The sequence below is a fragment of the Sphingobium yanoikuyae genome (genome assembly GCF_013001025.1).
Taxonomy (GTDB): Bacteria; Pseudomonadota; Alphaproteobacteria; order Sphingomonadales; family Sphingomonadaceae; genus Sphingobium; species Sphingobium yanoikuyae_A.
The window spans coordinates 2,353,836-2,375,363 of sequence record NZ_CP053021.1 but is presented as its reverse complement, the minus strand read 5'-3'; the positions used below and the strand labels follow the sequence as shown (position 1 = coordinate 2,375,363).

The 21,528-nt window shown below is 60.7% G+C and carries 21 protein-coding genes; 11 read left to right on the top strand and 10 right to left on the bottom strand.

Going from position 1 to position 21,528, the window contains the following annotated elements; all coding sequences use genetic code 11:
• Positions 1-33: 33 nt before the first annotated feature.
• From HH800_RS11730 to HH800_RS11710, 5 genes are all read right to left on the bottom strand, one after another.
• Positions 34-633 (bottom strand): TraE/TraK family type IV conjugative transfer system protein, encoded by a 600-nt coding sequence (locus tag HH800_RS11730; RefSeq protein WP_206379214.1) that lies wholly within the window; start codon positions 631-633, stop codon positions 34-36.
• A 41-nt stretch (positions 634-674) separates the two neighbouring features.
• Positions 675-941 (bottom strand): type IV conjugative transfer system protein TraL, encoded by a 267-nt coding sequence (locus HH800_RS11725; RefSeq protein ID WP_018250899.1) that lies wholly within the window; start codon positions 939-941, stop codon positions 675-677.
• Between the two features lie 108 nt (positions 942-1,049).
• Entirely contained in the window at positions 1,050-1,367 is a 318-nt protein-coding gene (locus HH800_RS11720; protein ID WP_018250898.1) for a hypothetical protein, read from the bottom strand.
• Between the two features lie 204 nt (positions 1,368-1,571).
• Positions 1,572-2,336, bottom strand: coding sequence for a DsbC family protein (locus HH800_RS11715; protein ID WP_169861191.1), 765 nt, complete (start codon positions 2,334-2,336; stop codon positions 1,572-1,574).
• A complete protein-coding gene (locus tag HH800_RS11710) occupies positions 2,320-2,580 on the bottom strand; it encodes a hypothetical protein (RefSeq protein ID WP_169861190.1) in 261 nt (86 codons plus the stop codon). The genes HH800_RS11715 and HH800_RS11710 overlap by 17 nt, the downstream gene beginning before the upstream one ends.
• 384 nt (positions 2,581-2,964) lie before the next feature.
• Here HH800_RS11710 and HH800_RS11705 point away from each other — a divergent pair, with 384 nt between their 5' ends.
• The 6 genes from HH800_RS11705 (at position 2,965) to HH800_RS11680 (ending at position 7,372) form a co-directional block, all read left to right on the top strand.
• Positions 2,965-3,414, top strand: a complete 450-nt coding sequence (locus tag HH800_RS11705; protein WP_169861189.1) for a hypothetical protein — start codon at positions 2,965-2,967, stop codon at positions 3,412-3,414.
• A 110-nt stretch (positions 3,415-3,524) separates the two neighbouring features.
• Positions 3,525-3,944: a helix-turn-helix domain-containing protein gene (locus tag HH800_RS11700; protein ID WP_235682098.1), complete on the top strand. Its 420-nt coding sequence runs from the start codon at positions 3,525-3,527 to the stop codon at positions 3,942-3,944.
• Positions 3,945-3,952: 8 nt separating this feature from the next.
• Positions 3,953-4,573 carry a GntR family transcriptional regulator gene (locus HH800_RS11695; protein WP_169861188.1) on the top strand — a complete coding sequence of 207 codons (621 nt, stop codon included), beginning with the start codon at positions 3,953-3,955 and terminating at the stop codon, positions 4,571-4,573.
• A gap of 181 nt (positions 4,574-4,754) precedes the next feature.
• Complete coding sequence (locus HH800_RS11690; RefSeq protein WP_169861187.1) at positions 4,755-4,895, top strand: benenodin family lasso peptide; 141 nt, start codon at positions 4,755-4,757, stop codon at positions 4,893-4,895.
• Between the two features lie 57 nt (positions 4,896-4,952).
• On the top strand, positions 4,953-5,627 hold the full coding sequence (locus tag HH800_RS11685; protein ID WP_169861186.1) for a lasso peptide biosynthesis B2 protein: 675 nt from the start codon (positions 4,953-4,955) through the stop codon (positions 5,625-5,627).
• Positions 5,624-7,372, top strand: a complete 1,749-nt coding sequence (locus tag HH800_RS11680; protein ID WP_169861185.1) for an asparagine synthetase B family protein — start codon at positions 5,624-5,626, stop codon at positions 7,370-7,372. The genes HH800_RS11685 and HH800_RS11680 overlap by 4 nt, the downstream gene beginning before the upstream one ends.
• Positions 7,373-7,426: 54 nt before the next feature.
• Here HH800_RS11680 and HH800_RS11675 read toward each other — a convergent pair whose 3' ends face one another.
• The 5 genes from HH800_RS11675 to HH800_RS11655 form a co-directional block, all read right to left on the bottom strand.
• On the bottom strand, positions 7,427-9,460 hold the full coding sequence (locus HH800_RS11675; protein ID WP_235682121.1) for an Atxe2 family lasso peptide isopeptidase: 2,034 nt from the start codon (positions 9,458-9,460) through the stop codon (positions 7,427-7,429).
• A gap of 35 nt (positions 9,461-9,495) precedes the next feature.
• Entirely contained in the window at positions 9,496-12,099 is a 2,604-nt protein-coding gene (locus HH800_RS11670) for a TonB-dependent receptor (RefSeq protein WP_169861183.1), read from the bottom strand.
• A gap of 98 nt (positions 12,100-12,197) precedes the next feature.
• Positions 12,198-13,262 (bottom strand): FecR family protein, encoded by a 1,065-nt coding sequence (locus HH800_RS11665; RefSeq protein WP_169861182.1) that lies wholly within the window; start codon positions 13,260-13,262, stop codon positions 12,198-12,200.
• The gene (locus tag HH800_RS11660; RefSeq protein ID WP_169863309.1) at positions 13,255-13,803 is read right to left on the bottom strand and encodes an RNA polymerase sigma factor; all 549 of its coding nucleotides are present in this window, start codon (positions 13,801-13,803) and stop codon (positions 13,255-13,257) included. Before HH800_RS11660 ends, HH800_RS11665 begins: the two co-directional genes overlap by 8 nt.
• Positions 13,804-14,080: 277 nt before the next feature.
• Positions 14,081-14,476: a hypothetical protein gene (locus HH800_RS11655; protein WP_169861181.1), complete on the bottom strand. Its 396-nt coding sequence runs from the start codon at positions 14,474-14,476 to the stop codon at positions 14,081-14,083.
• A 393-nt stretch (positions 14,477-14,869) separates the two neighbouring features.
• Between HH800_RS11655 and HH800_RS11650 the strand changes: the two genes are divergently transcribed.
• The 5 genes from HH800_RS11650 to HH800_RS11630 all read left to right on the top strand — a co-directional run bounded on the left by HH800_RS11650 (position 14,870) and on the right by HH800_RS11630 (position 21,488).
• A complete protein-coding gene (locus tag HH800_RS11650) occupies positions 14,870-15,490 on the top strand; it encodes a hypothetical protein (protein WP_169861180.1) in 621 nt (206 codons plus the stop codon).
• Positions 15,491-15,666: 176 nt separating this feature from the next.
• Entirely contained in the window at positions 15,667-16,605 is a 939-nt protein-coding gene (locus tag HH800_RS11645) for a DUF7146 domain-containing protein (protein WP_169861179.1), read from the top strand.
• 33 nt (positions 16,606-16,638) lie between these two features.
• Entirely contained in the window at positions 16,639-18,630 is a 1,992-nt protein-coding gene (locus HH800_RS11640) for a ParB/RepB/Spo0J family partition protein (RefSeq protein ID WP_169861178.1), read from the top strand.
• 94 nt (positions 18,631-18,724) lie between these two features.
• On the top strand, positions 18,725-19,093 hold the full coding sequence (locus tag HH800_RS11635) for a hypothetical protein (RefSeq protein ID WP_169861177.1): 369 nt from the start codon (positions 18,725-18,727) through the stop codon (positions 19,091-19,093).
• A 106-nt stretch (positions 19,094-19,199) separates the two neighbouring features.
• Positions 19,200-21,488 (top strand): strawberry notch-like NTP hydrolase domain-containing protein, encoded by a 2,289-nt coding sequence (locus HH800_RS11630; RefSeq protein WP_419248222.1) that lies wholly within the window; start codon positions 19,200-19,202, stop codon positions 21,486-21,488.
• Positions 21,489-21,528 lie beyond the last annotated feature (40 nt).

The following is a 21,528-nucleotide window of genomic DNA, read 5'->3' as shown; positions in this document are numbered from 1 at the left end:
GGCGCCCCGGCGAGGCAGGCTAGCCTCGCGCGCTTAACGGATATCGGCACTGAAATTCTCCTCTTGGAGCGCAGTCAGCCAGAAGCGACCATTTTCGAGCGCGTAGCGGATGCGCAGATTGCCGCGGAACTTGCGGATAACGCCGCCGATCACTCTTACCTTCTCGACAGGGACGAGGATCTCGCTGCCCGTCCAGGTGACGGGCTGATCGCCCCGGATATAGGTCGCGATGGAGAGCGTCGGGTTGTTGCCAAGCTCGTCGAGCAGCCTGTTGAGACTGTCACGAAGACCATTGTAGGCACTGGGATGCGCGATCCGCAGCAGCTCCTGGAACTGACGATCCGCAGAATAAGCGGAATAGGTGCCGGCAAGACCCACGATGTTGAAGGTGATCGAGCGCAGATAGGCTTCGGAAGGCTTGTTGCCCGTCACATAGAGGTCGCCATCGGCACCGAACGGCACGACCACGGTGCGCGTGTTCTGGTTCGAGGTATAGATGACGGTCCCGAGCACGGCGGTGATCCCGAACAGGCCCGCGATCGCGACCTTGAGCAGCCGGTTCTCCTCGAAGAGGTTGGCCGAGCCCTGCAGATAGCGGTGCAGGTGCCAGCTCGGCCGCGTGTCGCCGATCATGTCGGGTTGGCGCTTGCGCCTGAAGGGATGAGCCATCTCGCCTACTCGAAGAAGCGGGTCTGGGTCGGACCCGGGTAGTTGCGGAAGCGGGCGAGGCCCCAGCGCCAGGCCAGGTGCGGGATGAACCCGCGCGGCTTGGTCCGCTTCCAGGGAATGAAAAGGAGAAGAGCGCCGATGAGCAGCCAGCCGATGATCCCGCCGACGATGACCGCGACGAAGATCACGCTCATCACGACGATGAACTCCTGACTGTCGAACCAGAGGATCTGGACCGGCCGGTGCAGGAACTGCGGCAGACGTTCGTCCACGCCCTTCTCCCTTGCTTCACCACGTCGTTGGACGTGGGTTGCGGAAGGCGACCACCGCCTCCCGTTTCGGTGGCCTCGCGCCGGCTTGCCCGGCGCAAGGCCAGATTTTCAGATCAGCATGCCGAAGGTCTGGAGGATCGAATCCGCCTTGATGAGGCAGACCGCCGCCACGATCGTCGGGATGCCGATCATGATGTTGGAGAAGAGCCGCGAAACGCCGAACAGGAAGGCGGCAACACCGCCCACGAAGCCGAGCGGACCCTTGACGCCCTGGTTCACGACGATGTCGTAGATGTCGTAACCAAGGTCGCCAGCAGCCGGCGCCTGGAAAGCGTAGGCGACGCTCGTTCCGGCGATCGCGGCCAGGAGGAAAAGGACCGCCGCGTCGATCGTGCGGAACGTCCTTCCCCGAAGCAAAGTCAACATATGCAGTCTCCTTGTCGTGTTAAGAGCCGTCCCGATCATGCTTGCCGGCACCGACGCCGGATCGAGACACGTGGCTCGTTCCGGCGTTTCCGGCCGACGAGGCGCTGGACGGCTCCCGGAGCTACGTCCTCGCCGGCATTCCGGTCCTCGCGGGCGCTTCTGAAGCGCGCGCAGGCAAGGTCCGCCAAATCGCTGACATGCTGGTCAGGGGCCGGCCTTGGCCTTCTTGGCGCTTGCTTCGATGAACGCCTCAAGCTCGGCCTGCTGGAAACCGGAGACGAGCTTGCCGTCGACGAAGAGCGTCGGTGTGCCTGAGACGCCCAACTTGCGGACCGTCTCCGCATCGCGGGCGACCTTCTCGGCGCCAGCCTTGCATTTGTGCAGCGAGTTGGGCTGCGCACCGGCATAGATCGACTTGAAGGTGGCCTGGCGGTCAGGGGAACAGAGGATGTGTTCGGCTTTGGCCGCCGCTTGCGGATGAATGCCGCTCACGAAATAGACGAGGCGTTGGACCGGCTTCCCCTCCGCTTCCTTTGTCAGCCAGAAGCGCTCGAGCGCCTGGCAATAGGGACAATCGGGATCGGTGAACTCGATGACCTTGGGAGCCCCTGCAGGCCCAATGACCAGCGCATCCGCCGGATTGATGGCGCCAAGGCGCTTCCTCGCACTCGCGTCCTGGGCAAGGGCCGTCACGTTGATGCCATTCTTGTCGTAGATCGCGGCAAACAGAAGATGCTGACTCTCGGGCGCGAAATAGATGACTCGTCCGCCCGCAATGGCCTGATATATTGGACCTCTGACAGGCGCCGGACCAAAGTCCTCAAACGTCAGATTGGTGAAGGTCTGGCGCAACTGACGCTGAGCCTCCTCGGCTGCGGCCGTGAGCGGCTCGGTGCCGCTATCCTGGGCGTACGCAGGCGCTGTTGCGCAGATCAGCGCTGCCGCGATCAGCTTAGCGCTGCGGGACATGATTGGACTCCGGGCGAACGAGGGAGGTGCGCGCGAAAAGTCGGCTGTCGAAGGTAAGCGAGTTGCCGATCTTGATCGCCGACGGTGTGGGGGGAACAGCGGGTTGTGCGGCCTTTTCGCGGATCGAAAAGCCGGAATCGCTTTGGACGACGGCGACTTGGGCGTTGCGAGCACAAGGATAGGCTTCAGCATCCGGCCGGTAGGTCTGGGCGCAGGCCGGTCCCGCGGCGATACCGAGCAACATTGCTCCGGCAAGCATCGGCAATGAGCATGGAAGGTCCATGGCACATGTCTCCTCGTGGCGCCGCGAGGCGCTCGGGTTTGGGGTTTGGATAGGCCGGGCAGGATGGCCGGGACTTGGGATCCCTGGGGCCGCCGATCCGGTGCGTCCCAAGGCATGACGATCAGGAATGACAGTCGCAATAGGGAGGGCACTGAAGTGCCGAAGCGGTGAAACAAAGCACTATTCAGACGAAAGCGGCTAAATGATCTCGGAAAGCGTTGGAAAGATCAGTTTTGGGCAAAAGCGGCACTATAGTGCCGCTTTTGCCTCCATTCGTCATGGAAATGTACCCGCTCGGACTTGCCGGCGGGTGACAAAAACCTAGTTCAGGCAGGAGAAGGAGTGATGGCTCGAGCTAGACGCAGCTTCAAGCTCCGGCTCTCACCAGCCGGCCTCGACGTGCTCATCGATTCCCATTGCCATCTGATTCGCACTACGCGCTCGCTGATAGCCTGGGGTACGACGCTGCACGTGGCGATAGAACATCTCGATACGCTGTCCACCGCTGAAATCATCGACCAGTTGAAGGTGCCGGAGCTTGGCTGTCTTGGCGGCGGGGAGGAGCATCATGTGGGGGCGTCACATCGCCTCTGGGATGTCGCCACGCGAATAACCGAACGGGTCCAGGAAAGTTCGCCCGAGGGACGGCAACCCAACCTAGGGACCATCTATATCGTTGCGCTCATGCAGATCCCCAAAGCCGACCAATTGGACCTGATGAACGCCTTCGATCGCGCGTTGCAGTCAGGAGCAAGAACGCCCGCCTCACGCGATGCCAATGATCTTGTTGGGTAAATCCCGACAAGTTGGCCGAGGTTGAGTTTGACACTGGTGGTAAGTACACCTTAGAGTTCGACTCATGGAATTGCCTTGGCGGGCGGTATCTCCCGTAAGGAGACACGGACATGTCGCATCTATTGGCGACTTCCGTTGCTGAAAGTCCCATCCTGTATGTAAAGGTACTATCGGGACGACAAATCGAAGAGGCACGGAAGAAACTGGGCTTAACGCAACGCGATTTGGCGCGAGAGCTTGGTATGGGTGTACGCTGGCTTCGCGAGATCGAAGGCGGCAATCCCCGTTCACGGCTCGACGATCATCTGGTCTGTGCCTATCGGCTTGGCTTGTCGACAGGGCATATTTTGATTCCGTTGCTGTTCGCCGGCCAGAAGATGTGCTTTCCGCACCAGCTGGCAACCGGCGATCTCAGCGATCTTGAACGGATGTGCATCGAACTCATTGCACAGCGCAATCTCGACCATCTGACGCAGGCTTTGACGCCAGCCTGGTCGGCGGTGGCTGTTCCAGTGGCTGCTGGCCTATGATGTCGGCAATGGATCCTCCGCTCCACGAGCGCGTATACGAAGGACTCAAGGAGGACTACCTCGCGGGCCATTTCGTGCCGGGGAAGAAGATCGATATCCAGGACCTCGCTACCCGACATCGGTCAAGCAAGACTCCCGTACGGGAGGCGGCGTTTATTCTCGTGGGGGAGGGACTTCTCGCGCACCATTCGGACGGTGGATTCTTGGTTCCGGTCAGGGAACCCGCCGAACTCATCGAACTCCTCGCTTGGCATATGCAGTTGATCGCGGCGACGCTAACCAGATTGAGAGAGACGGCCATGCGGGAGGCGCTCCAGCAAAGTTTGACTCGATCATCTGCGCCCTCACCAGTTTCTGTCGCTAACCTCGCTGCCGCAATATTCAGCTCACTGGCTGCAGCCACTGGAAACCGCGAAGCTTTGATAGCGGTTCGAGGTCTCAACGAAAGGCTTCACTACAGCCGAATCATCGATGCAGTAGATCCAGGATTAGCCGAAAAGGAGCTCGCCACCATCGCCGGCGTCGGTGCTGCGAACTTGCCAAAAGCTACGCGCAGAAGGATTGAAGCATATCACCTGAGGAAAATTGCTCACCAACAAAGAATTATCCAATCATTAGAAAATTCATGAAAATTTTGCTATTTCAGATTGATAGCCTCGCCTTCCGCTCGTCAAATCCGCTCCGAACGGTTCCGTCGTCAGTGGTTCGGAATATCGCGTCAACCTGTCTCGATATATTCCCACCGCCGATCGTCGCGTTGCTCTAATTTTCGATTGCCGTTGTTTTGCGGCAATCGATGAGGAGTGTGTCATGGAACGCAATGACGATCGCAATCTCGACGAACTGATCGACCTCGGCTCGGTGGTCGATGAGACCAAGGGAGGCTCGCCGGGAGCGAACGACACGGTCATCCAGCTCCAGCGGCTGGGCATTGGCCTGGAAGACGATTGAAACGGTATGGCGCGTGCCGCAACCCGGTGCGCGCCATCAAACCTGCTGGATCAATCTATGTTCTATCGGCTGAGAGATGGCCTTTACCACTGCTCTGTCGGAGCCTCGGTAATATTTCTCGACGTAATCGAGAACCGCTACTTTGCCGTTCCTTCGGCCGGGGTGGAAGCTTTCCGGCGGCTCGTCCTTAGCAATGGAGAAGATTTTCCGGGCGCCGACGTAGCGCTCTCACCGCTCATTCAAAAGGGCTACCTGGTCCAAAGCTCTGATCCCTACACCGCCTTCCCGACCACCAGAACATACCCAGCAACGACCGATCAAGAAAGCAGCGGCCAGTCGCCGTTACACCTGCCGACATTTCTACTCGCGCTCTCCTGGGAGTTCATCATCTCCTGGAGACTTCGCCGCTGCGCGTTATCCTCGGTTATTGAAATGTCGTCGCGGATTAGCCGTGACAACGTCTGGTCCAATGAGATCAGGACCCTGCGGATACAGAGGGCGGTAACGGCCTTCGCTCACACCGGCTTCATCTTTGGCCGCACGGATCGGTGCCTTCCGCGCTCGCTGGCCATGTACTCTTTGTGCCGATCTTTGGGTGTCTCGATACAGTGCGTCATCGGCGTGCGGTCGAACCCCTTCGCCGCCCACGCCTGGGCTCAGGACGAAGACCGGATCCTCAACGACAGCGTCGAGGAGGTCGGACATTATTCTCCTATCTTGGTGCTCTCATGAGCATTCGCTTCCTCGCTAGGCTGGGGACGCGATCGACTGTCGATGACGGCCCCGATCGCCCTCTGCGGGATGCAAAGCTGCAAACCCACGAACTTGCTGAGGACATGGTGGTAGCGGTCAGCGATCGCAGTAGCTTTGCGGTGCTGGCCAACAACATGGGCTTTGTCGTGGGAACCTTGTTCCATCGCTACGGACCCTCGCGCACTGTTGAGGGTTTCAACGCGAGCGAGGCCGAGGCGATAATGACCACAAGGGGCCAGCATCTCATCGACCGTTACTGGGGGCGATATGTCGCCATCATCCGCGTCGAGGGCGGCTTTTTCGTTCTCCGAGACCCTTCAGGCATGCTGCCTTGCCTCTATGTTATGTCAACCAATGCGATTATACTCGCGTCGGATCCCTCCATGTTGGTGGATGCGGGTTCGATTAAGGCCGAGGTTGATATCTTCGGCGTGGCTAGGTCGCTGTTCCACGCTGGGCTGCCGGAAGAGCATACGGCCCTGTTGAATGTCCGCCGTCTCCTCCCGGGCATGCGTCTTCATGTCCGTGGATCGAGTACCGATCAGACAGTCCAGTGGAACCCTTGGGATTATATTACGTCGCGCTTTGGTGGCGGCCGGGACGAACAGATTGAAACGCTGCGCAGGGTGACGCAGCACTGCATCACTAGCTGGGCGCAGTATTATGGTCGATCGCTTCTGGCCGTCTCAGGTGGGCTGGACTCCTCGATTGTCGCAGCCTGCCTTCAGCAGGGGAGAGCGGACTTCAGCTGCGCCACGCTGTCAACGCGAGATCCACTGGGGGACGAAAGATCCCATGCGAGGTCACTCGCCACGTTTCTCGAGAGGCCACTCGCCGAGGCGCACTACTCGCTGGATCATGTTGATATCGACACATCCTCGGTTTTTCATTTGGCCGCGCCACCGGGGCGGCTAGATGCGCCAGCGTTCGATAGGGCCATGGTCGGATTGGCGGCAGCGGCCGGTGCTCAGGCAATCTTCACCGGGAACGGTGGGGATAATGTATTTTATATGAGCCGATCGGCCCGACCACTGGCAGACCGATATGCTATAGAGGGCGTCTCGCTAGGCCTAGGGGCAACCCTCCGCGATATTTGCGCCCTCACGGGCGCTACGGTTGGTCAAGTGATGTCGCAAGCCATTCGGGCATGGCGAGGGGCTAACTCAGGCTATGCCTGGAAGGCAGACAGCTCATTGCTGTCGAACGAGATTGTCGAGCGGCTTTCCGCTTCTCCCGCAACGCATCCATGGCTCACCCCTCCCAAAGAGCTCAGGCTGGCTGGCAAGGCCGCTCACATCGCTATGCTGCTGCGAATGCAATATTCTCTTGACGCGTATGTTGAGCGGGATGGGCTACCGGTCGTTCACCCACTGGCATCTCAGCCCATCGTCGAAACTTCCCTGCAAATTCCGACCTGGCGGCAGTGCGAAAAAGGACGGGATAGGGCCGCCGCCCGTCAAGCATTCCACAATGCGCTTCCGTCCGCGGTGATCGAGCGGAGAGGAAAGGGCAGCCCTCAAGGGTTCAGCTACGAGATATTCCACAAATTTCGTGCCAGAATTCGTGAGAGGCTGTTGGACGGGATGCTCGCCCGGGAACGGGTCATCGACAGGCAGGCGATCGAAAAGCTGATGGCGCCTGATTATCAGGGTGTCGGATCCGAAATTACGAGACTCCTGACATTAGTCGACACCGAGGCCTGGCTCCAGCACTGGAGCCGATAACTCGGGTCGGACAGAAGCGATGATGCAGTCGCCCCTGTTGGCGAAGGCAGATATCTACTGACTCGGTTCCGACGTACCATTCTCCTTCCATTCCTCACCATCCCCGATCCCCATGAGCCAGTAATCGAACCACCGCACATTGCGCTGGTAAACTGCAAGACGATGGGCAGGCTGCCACTTTATGTGGTTCTCGTCGGGAAAGACAAAGAGCGCCGTGGGGTGCCCCGCTTGTCTCAGGGCCGTGTAACTTGGGACCGCCACTCGAAACTCATCATCCGATTGCTGCATGAGTATCGGCATTGTGATGCGCTTCGCATTCTTGACGAGAGAGATTTGCGACCAGAAAGTCGCGTCATAATCCAACAGCTTAGGCCATCCGATTTGATGGTATGCCTGCGCGGCGCTAGGACCGACAACCGCGTCCTGGAATTGGTCCCAACAGCATCCACTTACGGATGCTGCCTTGAAGAGCTTACTATTTATTGCGGCAAACTGAACGGTCGATGATCCATCGCTCAAGCCGGTAAGGCCGACCTTCACCGGATCAACGATTCCCCGTCCGATCAACATCTTCACGCCGATCTCGATCGAGGACAACACGCTTCGGCGGTCTTTGAAGTCCTTGAGCAGTTGTCGCTGAAAGTCGTTCATCTCCGTGGCATTGGGCACTAGGTCCCTGGCGTCGGGGCGCTGCACGCTGAGCACGGCGTAACCCCGATTGGCAAATAACTGGATCGGAAATTCGTCACCAACGCCTCCCCGAAGGAAGCCACGGGAGATATACTGAACCACGACCAAAGGGTACGCACGACCAGCGGTGTAGTTCACCGGGTAGACTAGGTCCCCGAACGTCTCGACTCCGAAGGCGTTTCTCCAGAATAGCCGCTCTACCCGTCCAAGCCTGTACCCGCCGAAATCCGGATTTGGATCGTAGATTATCCTCGCGCGACCCGTGTCGACATCAAGCGAGATAATGTGCCGTGGCGCCGTCGATCGCTCCCGAGCACAAATCAGCTGACTTCCGGTCGGCTGGCAATCCAGCAGAAGATCGGATGTGGAATAGAGACGTCTGGGCGCACCGTTTCCCGGCTTCCACTCGTAGATCGCCGTCTTCTCATCTGCCCAGCCTTCCCGACGCATATAGCGTAGCCGCCTTCCATCTTGCGTCCACCATAGGGTGAGGCCGCCGCTGCAATGCTGAAGGCTACAGCGGACCGTGCCATGAACCGGGTCTTGAACGATGATGTCGCCCTGTTTGGTCGCCGCCAGCGGTCCCTTCGAGGAGATGGAGGCGACTCGACCGTGTAACGACAAGGCAATAAGCCCATTCGGCGCGCGACGACCATGAGCCTGAGGCAGAGCAAGATCAGTGTCAGGGGGAAGCTGAATGTCACTGCCCGCAACTTCTAGGCTCTTTGTTACAAGAGTTCCTGCAGGGACGGCATCCGGTCCTTGCGCGAACAAGGGTATGAACCGACGGTCATACCGAAAGCCGTTTCGTTGCTCCGCCAGGCTTGAGGCGTTCTGGTCCGGAAGGATACTCCGCACCGAATAGTATAGCCGGCGTTTGTCGGGCGAGAGGTGAAAGTCCTCTACCTCATCTTGTTCATGGGTGAGGATTGCACTTCCGTGCCCGTCAGCCGCCGCCCGCCATATCTGCGTTTTCCTATTCATCCGCTTCAGGAAGTAGACCTGAGATCCGTCGCGCGACCATTCGACGGGGATCGCAGCGGCGTCTCCAGTTGCGACTCTTACGCCGCCAACACCGTTGACCATCTCGCGAATGAACTCGCCGCCTTCATCAATGGTGATAGGGCGCGCTTTGCCGGCGATGTCGACGACAATCATCCGCAAACGATATCCGTTTGATCCCGGGTCCGCCTGTCGGACCTGAATGACGGCTCTACGGCCATCGGGTGAGAGCGTAAGAATATGCCGGTCCGGGACCGGTGAGGGCGGGCCAATATCCGCAAGCTCCACGAGCGCGCTCGCGGTCAACGATCTCGGTTCAGGCTCAGGTTCAGATGATGGTTCGGCCCGTGGCAGGCCTGACCCGCGAGAGCCGGTGGAAATGGCGCACAGGACCATGAGCGCGGCAACGCGCGTGCAATGTCGCGAGATCATCAGAAGCTCTTGGCGACAGTGACACTCAAAAAGCGTCCGATGCTGGGATAGTTATTGGAGTCGTAATGATAGGCGATCGGGTTGATCGTGCGGAGATACGAAGGTTTGGAATTGAACAGGTTCAACGCCGATACGCTCAACCGGGTATGGGCAAACGGGCCACTCTCGAGTTTCGGCTCGAAGCGAGCGACAAGATCGAACGCCGTGTATGCGCCGACCTTCTCATAGGGAGTGATCCTGGTGTCGAGTTCGCCGCCGATATAGGAGAGAACGCCGGAGAGCGTGAAACTATCGTGCCCCCATTCGATCACGGAAGAGGCCCGCCAGTGCGGTTGACGAAACACAGTACCCGCAAGCTGAACGACGGGCTGGCCGGCACTTAGCCGCTGGCTGCTTTTCAGGTAGCTGGCGGCGCCATTGAGGTGGATGTGATCGCGACTGCCGAGATCGAAGGCGTAATCGAGCGTCAGATCGACGCCCTCAATTTTTTGAGACGACGCGTTCTGCAAATAGTTGGTTACGATCGCGACGATGTCGCTCGTCGTGGGGTCGCCGCCGCCTTGATCATAAACGACCGGGACGCCGGCGAGAGCTGCCAGGATTTGATCGCGTGTAGGATTGTTTGTAACATATGCTCCGTATATTGGAGAAAAGGCGAGGGAGTTTTGCGGTATTGGTGAGACCGCGCGGTCCCGATATCGAATGTTGAAGTAGCTCGCCTCAACCTTGAGTCCTTGCACAAAGGTTGGGGTCAATGTGGCGGTGGCGGTCCAATTGGTTGCCCGCTCCGGCTTAAGATCCGGATTGCCTCCAGTCAGGTAGAGGACCCCTCCCGGGGTCGGGCTCGGCGGCAGAAAGAATGTTGAGCCGACTTGTGAGTACCCCTGCTTGGGCTGCCCGGTCTGGTACAGCGTCGGGGCCTTGAAGGACTTTCCCCAACTAAACTTGAGGGCGATGCTCGACGTCGGTGCGTAAATGACCCCGACTTTCGGCGTCAGGACGCTGCCAACGCGGCGTACATCCTCATAGCGCACCGCCGCGTCAAGACTCAGGCGATTGACCAGCATGATGTCAGTGTCTGGAGCAACGAACGGAAGCGACAGCTCTCCGAATCCGTACCAGGTCGGTCGATTCACTCCGAAGTCGAAATAGGGGGTTGTAGTCCCTGATTGTATTGCGGCGACGTTAATGACAAACTTAGTGTTCCGTAGCCCTCCTCCTGCGGCAAGCCGCGCGGAACCGCCGGGAAGTTGAAAGAGTGGGCCCTCGGTCGTAAGTTCGAACGCGCTTAGGCGGTTCTTATATCTGCCTTGCTGCACAAGTAGGAGCGATCCGCCAAATGATACATTTGCCGTCTGGTCTACTCTGCTCTCGCCAAGGACGCCGCCCAGCTTGAACTGCCACGAGTTCGCTGTCTCGAACTTGAGGTTGGGCGAAACCGTCCAAGATCGTGTGTTCACTTTAATGTCACTACCAGACGCCCGGCATCCGTCGGTGGCGGTAAAGTTCACGCATAGCGACGTATTTCGATCGCTGAACTGGCCGTCCAGATCGAAATCGATGCCATCAGCGATGCGTTGATGGCCAGCGACCACTACGCTATACTGCCGGAGGCCAGCTTGCAGCGTCTCGGAAGGGTCGTTGTTCTGAGTATAGGACCGTTGGCCAGCCGTTATGGGTGTCGTATGCCTGTAGTCGACCGCAGCCATGAAGCCGCCCGACTGCCAATGCTTACCGGCAACGAAATCATACTGCTGCTCGAAATCGCCTCCGTCTGTCGCGCCTCCAACCCGCGCTGAAACGGCCGCTCCACTATAGTCCCGCCGCAAGATGACGTTGGCAACACCGCCGACGGCGTCTGACCCATAGAGCGCCGACGAGCCGTCGGCCACGACCTCGACACGGTCTATGGCCGCAAGCGGAATTGCGGAAATATCGACACCTTGACTGATCGCGTCGTAAGCCACTCTATGGCCGTTGAAGAGAGTTAGAGTGGCATCAGGGCCGAGGCCGCGCAAATTCAGCGTGGAAGATGAGGTGACGTTTTCGGATTCGCCCTGACCACCTCCGGCTACGCCCGGATTCTGCCCACCAGAATAATTTTGCACAAGGCTACGAGCAAAAGAGCCCAGGTCGGAAATGCCGCGACTTTCGATCTCGCGTCTGGACGATACCGCAACCGGCGAAACCGGCTCACCACCACGAATTCTCGATCCGGTTACCACAATCTCACTCTGAGCCGCCGGACGATCCGTTAGATCCCCCGACGGCTCCGATCGCCCCCGAATGATGATGACATCCTTCCGGAACTGCGCGAGGAGATCGGAACCCTCCAGCAGCGCCCGAACGGCTTCATCAGCGCTGTAGGCACCGTGCAGCGCTGGGGCACGCCGTCCCATTATCGCCTCAGAAGTGAAGATGATCTCCTTGCCCGATTGCCGGCTGACGGTTTTGAGGGCTTCTCCAAGGTCGCCGGCCTCGATCCTATATTCGGCGCGGCGTTGCTCCTGGGCGAGTGCGGCGGCGCCCGGAACAAGCGTACCAATCGCCACCGCAGCAAGGAGTGCACAACGAAACCGTGACCGAGACCGCATCTGAACCATTCTTGCCCCCTTTGAAATTCCCGACAATCTGGCGGGAGTTTCAGGGAGCATCGCAACAAAACTGCAATCTACGGGGTAGGGGGTAAAAAAATCTCCGACTATCGCTTACGCAGAGTGATTTCGTCCGATCTGGTTCGTTCGACATCCAGATCGAACAACACCGCTAGGCGGTCCGCGACCTGATCGGCATTGTCCACGCGGAAACGCCCGCTGACCCTAAGAGCGCCAAGGCCAGGGTCCGCCAATCGGATCGAGGTTGCAGAATCCCTGTTCGCTTCGGCAACGACAGCGGACAATGGCGTGCGCTCATATTCCCGGATCAACGGTTGGTCCGGCTTGAGGACGACGGGTTCTACTACGGCTTTGCTCGTAATGCCCGGGAGCACCACCGACGTTATCGCCGCGAAGCTCAGCACTTCGCCGGGCTCCAGTCTCGCCACTGCGGCCACAGTGCCGCCGCCCTTCGCACCCTGCGGGCGCTCGACGTCAACCGCGCCTCGCAACAGGCGTACCGTGACGCGCTTGTCCCTGCCAAGAATGACATCGAACACCGTGCCACGCGCCGTCACGCTGCCGCCGCCCGCCAATACAATGAAAGGACGGCCTTCATGCGCAACCTCGAAACGCGCACGGCCGCGCTCGAGCCTCAGTTCGCGCCTGCTCTTGCTGAAGTCGGTCGCCAATTCGCTGCCTTCATCGAGCTCGACAACCGATCCGTCAGCGAGGCGAATGTTCCGCCGTCCGCCCACCACCGTATCGTAGAGGCCCCGTTCGGTGGCGGTGTGGACGTCCAACTGCGCCACCTGCGGCGTCCTACCTGCTGAACCGCGCAACTCACTGTTCGCAAACCATCCACCGGCTCCGAGCGCAAGAAGGAGGCTGGCTGCAATGGCCGTCCATTTCCAATAATGGCGCCCCGGCTCATTGTCGTTGGCCTCGGCCTCGATCTCTTCCCGCTGGCTGGCCAGGAAACGCCCCAATGCGAAGATTTCGCCCGCACGCTCATAGGCGTCGCGGTGCGAGGCGCCAAGCGAAAGCCAGTGTTCAAACTGGGGGCGATAGCTGTCCGCGTCGGGACCCCGCATCCGCGCGAACCATAGCGACCCTTCGCGGGTCAACTGATCAATACGAGGCAGGCCCTCGGGCTGTTCCTTCTCAGCCATTGGAATTGCCAATGCTCTTGCCAATGCGCACAATGGCCTCCGCCACATGCCACTCCACAGTTCGGATACTGATGCTCAGCTGCTCCGCTATCTGCCTATATCCGAGTTCTTCCGCACGATGTAACAAATATACCTCTTTTGTCCTGGGCGGGAGGCTATCGACAGCCAGGCGATAACGCTCCCGCATTTGGTTCAACTCCGCCGTTGCGTCTGGCCCGGCAATTTCCTGGCCTGCTGCGCAGGCCACGGGGTCCGGAGACCGGGTCTTGGCCCAGGCTCGCACGCGGTCAGCGAGGAGATGCCGTACGATCCCATGGAGATAGGCGCCGGGATTGTCCCAGGCGGTCGCCGATCGCGATGCTGCCAGCCTCGTGAAGGCCTCCTGTACCATGTCGTCCCGATCGTCCTCGAGCCATATCCGCCGTCGGAGAAAGGAACGCAGCTTCGGTGCTTCCTCGCGATATACGGCCACGAACTGTTGTTCCTCGTATATGACGGCCGCGGGCGCGCATGCGCCCTCGCTTTGCTGCGCCCTGTACATAAACTCAGGCGCACCGGACGAGATCGAAAGGCGCCGACGCGCGGCCGCAGCTTTGAACGGAAGACGGCATGATAGAACCACCCAAGGGTGGCGGGCAATATTGTCCAATAATTGCGCTCAACCGGTCTGGATGAGCCCATCATCATGCCTGGAAGGATTATCCTGCAGCCGGGCCCCAGCCATTTCCCGCACCGCACCAGAATTGTGCATTGCATTTTCGCCTGTTGCAAGGCGTAAACGGCGGGTGCCCTGCCACTGAGATGCAGCGGCCCAATCCTCACCTCTCAAGTCGAGGATGGATGGGCAGGACGGCGGCAATCTCCACCAGTCGATCGAAGAAGCGATCGAGCATCTCGCTCGTTTCCTCTCTGAGTTCGACAATGATCCTGCGCCCGTCGGTTGGATCACGCCGAAGGTCCACGAAGCCACGTTCTGCGAGACGATGGACGATCCGTTGGGAGTTTCGCTCCGACGCGCTTGACGTGCCTGTAAGCGATGTCAGCGATCGAGGCTGGACGCTTCTGCGGGCATAGAGATCGAGCAGCATCTCGAAAGCAGGGATCGTGAACAGCTCCTTGCCGAACTCGTCGGCGCGCAGCTGCTGTACCTCCTCGGTCAATCCAATCATGCTGCAACGGCTGACCGTCGTCGTTATTCGTCGCCCCTCGATCATTGCGCGCCCTCCTGTGCCCAGGGCCGTGCGGATCGTAGCGGACAGGTTTTCAATCGGCTGCGAGTGAACATAGAACGCTCCTTTCTCATGCGAGAAGGAAACTCATGTCGAGCCGCTCATATTGTAAGTTCTTGCGTGTAAATGCCGTACAAGGGTCTTTGGTCCATTTTGGATGATAATATGTGGTTCAATAGCAACCGGGACCGCGACCAATCGCATTGGACAGATAATCAATGACTTCTTCATATCTTGGCATCGATCGTTGATCCGCACAAAAACAAGAGCGCATCGGTCCGCAATCGCCGTCGACTATAGTCCGTGAACCGGGGTGCCTGTTGTTTGACGCTTCATCCCCTATCAGATCTCTCGACTGTTCAAACTTGGAGCCGCGCCTTGATCGAAATCGATCCCCTCATGTTGGAGATGGCTGGCAGGCGGCCCGTTTTCTGCTCTGAAGCCGACTTCCAGCACGAATTGGCGATGGAGATTCGGCGACTGAATCCTCATCAGAAAATCAGACTGGAATATCCGCTCGGCGACGGTCTGCGCGGCGCGATCGATGTGCTGCTGCAAGGGGAGCGGCCCTTTGCCCTGGAGCTTAAATATCTCTGCAAGGGCCTCGTCATCGATATCGAAGGTGAGACGTTCACCCTCCGTCAGCAGAGCGCCCACGACATCCGTCGTCACGACGTCTGCAAAGACGTCTCCCGGATGGAAGCCTTCGCGAAGCGGACAGGGTATGGCGCTGCAGTCCTGGTGCTGACCAACGACCCCGCCTATTGGCTCCCCCGGTCCCGGGCGGACACCGTGGATGCAGCGTTCGACATTGCCGAGGCAAGGGAACTTGCCGGCCTGCTCCAATGGAGCGCGCTCGCCGGTCAGGGGACTATCAAGGGACGCGAAGCACCCTTGCAACTGACTGGTCGATATCCGCTGGCATGGCGCGATTATTCGGTTCTCGGCGGCACCGCAGGGACATTTCGCTACCTCTGGATACCAGTACCGGCACGATAACGCGCCAAAATCTGAGACCAACCGCAACGTCGCGGCCACTGGGGAGGAGGGGAGTGGGTGGAAATTGGTTGGGCGATCTGCGGGTCGCCCCTCCAGTGCTTGCCCGTCTCTCCCCATCTGCCGTTCTTCACGTCCGATGAAACCACCGGCGGGCAGCCTATCTTCGGGACACACCCATGGCTCGTACCATCAGCAAATATAACCTGGAACTCGAGGCGATCGGGTCCGATATCGTGAAGCGTCTGGGGGGCATCTGGAAGCCGGGCGGCGCGATGTGCCGTTGTCCGGCGCATGCCGATCGCAGTCCCAGCCTCTCTGTCCGCGTGGGTGACCATGCGTTGCTCTTCAAATGCTTCGCGGGTTGCGATTCCCGCGATGTCATCAATGAGATTCTGCGCCTCGAGGAGAAAGCGCTGCACCATGTGGATAAAGCATCTCAGGCCTCGGAACGAATGCCGACGGACCTGTGGCGCCGCCACCAGGCACTGCGGATATGGGATGAAGCCAGGCCGCTGATTGGCACCCCCGCTGAAATCTATCTGCGCCGCAGGCGAATAGCGCTGCTGCCCCGCGCCTTGCGCTTCCACCCCCGAACACCTCTCGGCCAGGGTGCTGACGTCGAATTCCGGCCTGCCATGATCGCGGCTCTTCACGACGGCGGTCTTCACGATGAGGGTCGCTTCATCGCCATCCAGCGAACCTTCTTCGATCGGGACGATGCGCGGCGCGCCCGCGATCTCGCCGACCCGCGGATGACGCTCGGCCGTCCCGAGCGCGCAGCCGTAATGCTGGGCACAGCGACGTCGATCCTTGGGCTCGCGGAAGGGGTCGAGACTGCGATCTCCGCGATGATCCTGTTCGGGATTCCGGTCTGGGCCACACTTGGCAGCGAACGACTCCATCAAATCGCGATCCCCGACCGCGTCAGGCGCCTGGTTCTCTTCCCCGACAATGACGTCGCCGGCGAGATCGGCGTCGCCCACGCGCTCGAAAGCTACGCGATGCCCGGTCGCGACATCGACATCGAGTTCCCGCCGGCTGGCTTCAAGGACTGGAACGACGTGCTCCGGATGGGAGGGGAGGGAGGGGGGGAGTGGTGGCGGAAAGTGGCCTGATGGTCAGGCTGTCCCCGCCAGGAGACTACCACAATGACGCAACTTCCCATCCTCGTCACAGCGGCGAACCTCGCCAAGTCGCCGAGCAACGTCCGAACTGTCGGCGATCCCGTCGCCGATGCCCAGCTTGAGGCGAACATTGCCGTCAAGGGCGTCCGCCAGAATCTGATCGGCGTGCCCGTGTCGCGCAAAAAGGGCCACTACCGCATCATCGCGGGCGGACGACGCCTCGACGCGGTCCATCGCCTGATCGAGAAGGGCGTGTTCGCTGCCGACTATCAGCTGGCGGTCCTCGTTCTGGGCAATGCCAAGGACGCGATCGAGACCAGCCTGGAAGAGAATTTCTTCAACCTCACGATGAACCCGGCCGATACCTGCCGGGCCTTCCAGGACATCATCGAGAGCGAGAAGAAAACCCCCGAGGACGTCGCCAAGCGCTTCGGCCTCACCGAGCGGTTCGTGCGCAGTCGGCTCCGTCTTGCCGATCTCGCCGATCCGATCTTCGAAGCGCTGCGCAACGGCGAAATCACGCTGAATGTCGCCGTCGCCTATGCCAGCAACAGTGACCGTACCAAGCAGGCTGAGATATTCGAACTGCTCAAGGACGGCTACTACCGGGCCAACGTCAACGAGATCAAACGTCAGCTCGTTGAGGACACCTATGTCGGCAGCGATCCCAAGGCCCTTCTGGTCGGGCGCGATGCCTATATCGAGGCAGGCGGCCGGGTCGATCTCGACCTTTTCACCGACTCGACGACCGAGCGCTGGATCGACGGCGATCTCCTCAACCGTCTCGTGGCTGACAAGCTCGCTGCCGCCGCGGAAGCCCTGCGCGAACGTGAGGGGCTGGCGGAAGTCCGCATCATTCCCTCGACCCATGTCACCTATAACGACACCTGGGACCTGCGCCCGCTCAAGGGCGACACCCCCGAGCTTACGGCGGAACAGCAGGCGCGTCTTGAGGAACTCGAAGCCGAGATCGAGGCCGCCAACGAAGCCTGGGAAGACGCCGATGAAGACGGGCAGGTCGAACAGGCCAACCGCGTCGAGGTGCTCGAAGCCGAATATCGCGCGATCGAGAAGCCCGCACCGATCATCTCCGAGGAGCAGAAAGCGGGGGCGCTTGCCTATGTCGTCATCGGTCATGACGGCCAGCCGCGCCTTCACGAGCAGCTCTACGTCGCCCCCGTCGAAGAGCCTGACGAGGACGAACAGGGCGATCAGGTGGAGGGTGAGGACGACAGTGACGATGTCGTCGCCGGCCCGGGCAAGTCCGCCTACAGCCAGCGGCTCAGCCTGGAACTGGCCGAGATGAAGAGCGAATTGCTGCGTGTCCATATCGCCAGCGATCCGCGCTTTGCGCTCGACCTCGGCACCTTCTGGATGGTCGACAAGGCGACCCGCCATTCGGGCGGCTTCGATCTTGCGACCGAACTCAAGGCCGACAAGCCCTACTCCGGGCTCACCGGCTACCAGAGCGGGACGCTTGCCGCAGAGGAATGGGGCAAGATCGACGAGGCGCTCGATCGCAGCTGGACCGAGGCTGGCGAGGTCTGCCAGCGCTACGATGCTTTCTGCGCGCTTCCCGATGAGGCTCGTGCCGCCTGGCTCGCCTGGGCCATCGCCCGGACGCTCCACGCGGTTGTCGCGGGCAAGACGGGCGAGGCCATGATCGACCATCTCGGCACCAAGCTCGAAATCGATGTGGCGGCCTGGTGGCGTCCGACCGCGAACAACTATTTCGATCGCCTGAGCAGCAAGGCCGCCATCCTTACCCACCTCGAAGAGATTGGGGGCAAGGAACTGTCGAGCCGCTACGGTGCGTCGAAGAAGCATGACCTCGCGACCTCGGCCGAGAAGATCTTCGGTGGGTCCGTCCCCATCGAGGCTGAACTGCGCGAAGCGGCTGTCGCCTGGGTGCCCGATGTCATGCGTTTCGGCACGCCCGCGACCGCGCCCGAACCGGCGCCTGCGAACGATGAGAGCGTCACTGACCCGGGTGACGAACTCCAGCAGGCCGCCTGATCCAACGCTCCTGGGACCGCGGCCTCGTGTTGCGGTCCCTTTTTTTTGTCCACTTGCGCCTCGAGTGGCGAACGCAAGTTCAAGGAGCCAGGCCATGGCCGATATCACCCAGCTTCCCGTCATGACCGCGCGAGATGCCGAAGCTGTGGGCTTTGCGCGCTTCAACGATGTACCGACCTTCCCGATCGATATTCCCGACGGAAACTTCACGATCAGCGTACGCACCAGCGATGGACGCCGCATCACCTTCTTCTTCGGCGAGTATGAGCGCGGCGCACCGCCGAGCTTCATCGACATCCAGTATCACGACAATGGCACGACCATTCCTAATGCGAATGGCGGCACCTCGCCCAGCTTCGACATGCTGACGATCGGGCAGGGCGGCCGTCATGCCTATGACAGTAGGCACCATCCGTCGGAAGAGAAACCGTCGATTGCCGTGATCCTCCTTAGATCATCATAGGGTGACGCCTCCTTCTTTCCTTCTGCCACCAACTCAGGGCCTGGCCTCGCGCCATGGCCCTTTTTCATGCTGGCCGCAGGCCCGGAGGGAAGGGGGAGGGGGATGAATGGGCCGCGATGGTCCTGATCCAATCCGGAGTTCTGCCATGTCTGTTCCCCTGCTCGCGCTCGCGCAACCCGACGAGCCCGAAAATTCCAAGACCACACGCTTGTTCGACGTCGCGACCCGATTGGCCGACCTGCTTAGACGCGGTCACTCCATCCGGCGCCAGGACCTCAGGCGCCTGCTGGAGGAAGCCTTCAGTGCCTCCGACGCGACCGGTAGCTGGTCGATGCGCGACGCCTATGACGCGCTCGAGGCCGCACAGGTCATCCTCCTCAAATTCCCGGACGGCTGGACCGGCAACAGTCTGGCCGGCGCTGATGCGTTCGCCTCGCTTCGGCGCTTCGAACGCGCTCTCCCGACCCAGACCTATCGCAGCGAGCATCAGGTCGAAATGCAGCAGTTCAGTACGCCGATCTCGCTCGCTTGGCTTGCCGCACAGGCCGCGCGCATCCGCCCGGATGATCAGGTGCTCGAACCCTCTGCCGGCACCGGCATGCTGGCAGCGCACGCGGTTCGGATCGGCGCCGCGCTGATCCTCAACGAGCGCGATCCCGGTCGAGCCGCGCTGCTCGGCAAGTTGCTTGGCGAGCCTGTCACGACACAAGACGCCGAATTCATCAACGACCTGCTACCTGCCGGCCAGTCGCCAAGCGTCGTGCTGATGAACCCGCCTTTCAGCCGGAGTGAGGGTCGAGGCAAGGACCGTTTCGCGGGCGCCCGTCATCTGCGTTCCGCGCTGCTGCGCCTGGCACCGGGCGGGCGCTGCGTCGCGATCATGCCACCCAACTTCGCAGCGGACGGCACCGCCGCCACCGGCTATGCTATGGTTTGCGAGACAGCGAACCCGCGTGTCGAAATCACCATCCTCGGTAACCCTTATGCCAAGCATGGCACAAGCATTCCCGTCCGGCTGATCATCTTCGACAAAGGCTGGGCGGGGCCGACGGAACGCTTGACCGCCCAATCCATCGAGGAGGCCGAGGCCCTGGTCGCTGCCGTTCCGCCGCGCCTTGTCGTTCCTGAGCCGGAGCCCCCGGCGCCGGCCGTCATTCCCTTGCGTCCGCGTCGTGCCATGATGTCGTCGCCGTCCACGATCTTCGGCGGCATCCAGAAGCGCGCGCTGGTTGCGCCCGACCGCATCGCGGCGGACGGAAGTGCCAGGCCCGTAGATTATACGATCCGCGCCGCGCCGCTGCCAGCGGGCGATCCTGTCGGGCATTATGCGCCCTGGCGGCCAGCACGCATCGAAATCGCTGACGCCCAACCCCACCCTGACCAACTGGTGGAGTCAGTCGCCATGGCATCTGTACTGCCGCCCGCACCCAGCTATCGTCCGATGTTCCAGCCACAGGCCATCGCCGCTTTGTCGGATGCCCAGCTCGAGACCATCATTCATGCCGGCGAAGCCTGTGAGCGCGATCTCAAGGGGACCTTCTCGCCCAACAAGGCGGGCGACCAGCTCCACGAGGATACGGACGGCGCCGTTTACCGGACGGGCTTCTTCATCGCTGACGGCACCGGTGTCGGCAAAGGCCGTGAGGGCGCGGGCATCATCCTCGACCAGTGGAACCGCGGCCGCCGCCGGGCGATCTGGATTTCCCGCAGTTCGGCGTTGATCGAGGACGCCAGGCGGGATTGGAGCGCGCTGGGAGGCGTGCCGATCGATATTCAGCCGCTCGATGCGTTTCCCCTCGGCGAACCCGTCGGCATGGCCAGCGGGATCGTCTTCCTCACCTATGCGACGCTTCGCTCCCAGCGCCATGACCGCGAATCGCGCCTGCAGCAATTGCTCGACTGGGCGGGTGCCGATTTCGACGGCGTCATTCTGCTCGACGAATCGCATGCGCTCGGCAACGCCGCCGGCACCGAAACGGAGTTTGGCGCGGCCAAGGGGTCCGAACAGGGCCTTGCCGGGGTCCGCCTGCAAATCGCGCTGCCGCGTGCCCGGGTCATCTACGTCTCCGCGACCGGCGCGACCAAGCCGGAAAATCTGAGCTACACCGCACGGCTCGGCCTCTGGGGACCAGGCACCGCCTTCCGGGACCGGGACGCTTTCCTCGCCGCGATGGAAGAGGGGGGTATTGCGGCGATGGAAATCGTCGCGCGCGATACCAAGGCCATGGGCCTCTACACGGCGCGCGCGCTCAGCTTCGCCGGCGTCGAATATGACCCGCTCGAGCATAAGCTGACATCCGCCCAAATCGAGATCTACGACGCCTATGCCGACGCCTGGGGTATCTTATGCGCAGCTGCGCATAAGATTGCTTATCACGAGGTCGCGATAATGTGAAGGAACGCGGCAGCGACGTGGATTCTCCTAATGCGGGGCG

What these genes read in the sequence shown, in the direction of transcription:
- HH800_RS11705 (WP_169861189.1), top strand. Translation starts at nt 2,965, where the DNA reads ATGGCTCGAGCTAGACGCAGCTTCAAGCTCCGGCTCTCACCAGCCGGC.
- HH800_RS11665 (WP_169861182.1), bottom strand. Translation starts at nt 13,262, where the DNA reads ATGGCTGAGAAGGAACAGCCCGAGGGCCTGCCTCGTATTGATCAGTTG.
- HH800_RS11640 (WP_169861178.1), top strand. Translation starts at nt 16,639, where the DNA reads ATGACGCAACTTCCCATCCTCGTCACAGCGGCGAACCTCGCCAAGTCG.
- HH800_RS11675 (WP_235682121.1), bottom strand. Translation starts at nt 9,460, where the DNA reads ATGGTCCTGTGCGCCATTTCCACCGGCTCTCGCGGGTCAGGCCTGCCA.
- HH800_RS11695 (WP_169861188.1), top strand. Translation starts at nt 3,953, where the DNA reads ATGGATCCTCCGCTCCACGAGCGCGTATACGAAGGACTCAAGGAGGAC.
- HH800_RS11730 (WP_206379214.1), bottom strand. Translation starts at nt 633, where the DNA reads ATGATCGGCGACACGCGGCCGAGCTGGCACCTGCACCGCTATCTGCAG.
- HH800_RS11635 (WP_169861177.1), top strand. Translation starts at nt 18,725, where the DNA reads ATGGCCGATATCACCCAGCTTCCCGTCATGACCGCGCGAGATGCCGAA.
- HH800_RS11655 (WP_169861181.1), bottom strand. Translation starts at nt 14,476, where the DNA reads ATGATCGAGGGGCGACGAATAACGACGACGGTCAGCCGTTGCAGCATG.
- HH800_RS11700 (WP_235682098.1), top strand. Translation starts at nt 3,525, where the DNA reads ATGTCGCATCTATTGGCGACTTCCGTTGCTGAAAGTCCCATCCTGTAT.
- HH800_RS11680 (WP_169861185.1), top strand. Translation starts at nt 5,624, where the DNA reads ATGAGCATTCGCTTCCTCGCTAGGCTGGGGACGCGATCGACTGTCGAT.
- HH800_RS11630 (WP_419248222.1), top strand. Translation starts at nt 19,200, where the DNA reads ATGGGCCGCGATGGTCCTGATCCAATCCGGAGTTCTGCCATGTCTGTT.
- HH800_RS11710 (WP_169861190.1), bottom strand. Translation starts at nt 2,580, where the DNA reads ATGTTGCTCGGTATCGCCGCGGGACCGGCCTGCGCCCAGACCTACCGG.
- HH800_RS11715 (WP_169861191.1), bottom strand. Translation starts at nt 2,336, where the DNA reads ATGTCCCGCAGCGCTAAGCTGATCGCGGCAGCGCTGATCTGCGCAACA.
- HH800_RS11720 (WP_018250898.1), bottom strand. Translation starts at nt 1,367, where the DNA reads ATGTTGACTTTGCTTCGGGGAAGGACGTTCCGCACGATCGACGCGGCG.
- HH800_RS11670 (WP_169861183.1), bottom strand. Translation starts at nt 12,099, where the DNA reads ATGGTTCAGATGCGGTCTCGGTCACGGTTTCGTTGTGCACTCCTTGCT.
- HH800_RS11690 (WP_169861187.1), top strand. Translation starts at nt 4,755, where the DNA reads ATGGAACGCAATGACGATCGCAATCTCGACGAACTGATCGACCTCGGC.
- HH800_RS11660 (WP_169863309.1), bottom strand. Translation starts at nt 13,803, where the DNA reads ATGTACAGGGCGCAGCAAAGCGAGGGCGCATGCGCGCCCGCGGCCGTC.
- HH800_RS11685 (WP_169861186.1), top strand. Translation starts at nt 4,953, where the DNA reads ATGTTCTATCGGCTGAGAGATGGCCTTTACCACTGCTCTGTCGGAGCC.
- HH800_RS11645 (WP_169861179.1), top strand. Translation starts at nt 15,667, where the DNA reads ATGGCTCGTACCATCAGCAAATATAACCTGGAACTCGAGGCGATCGGG.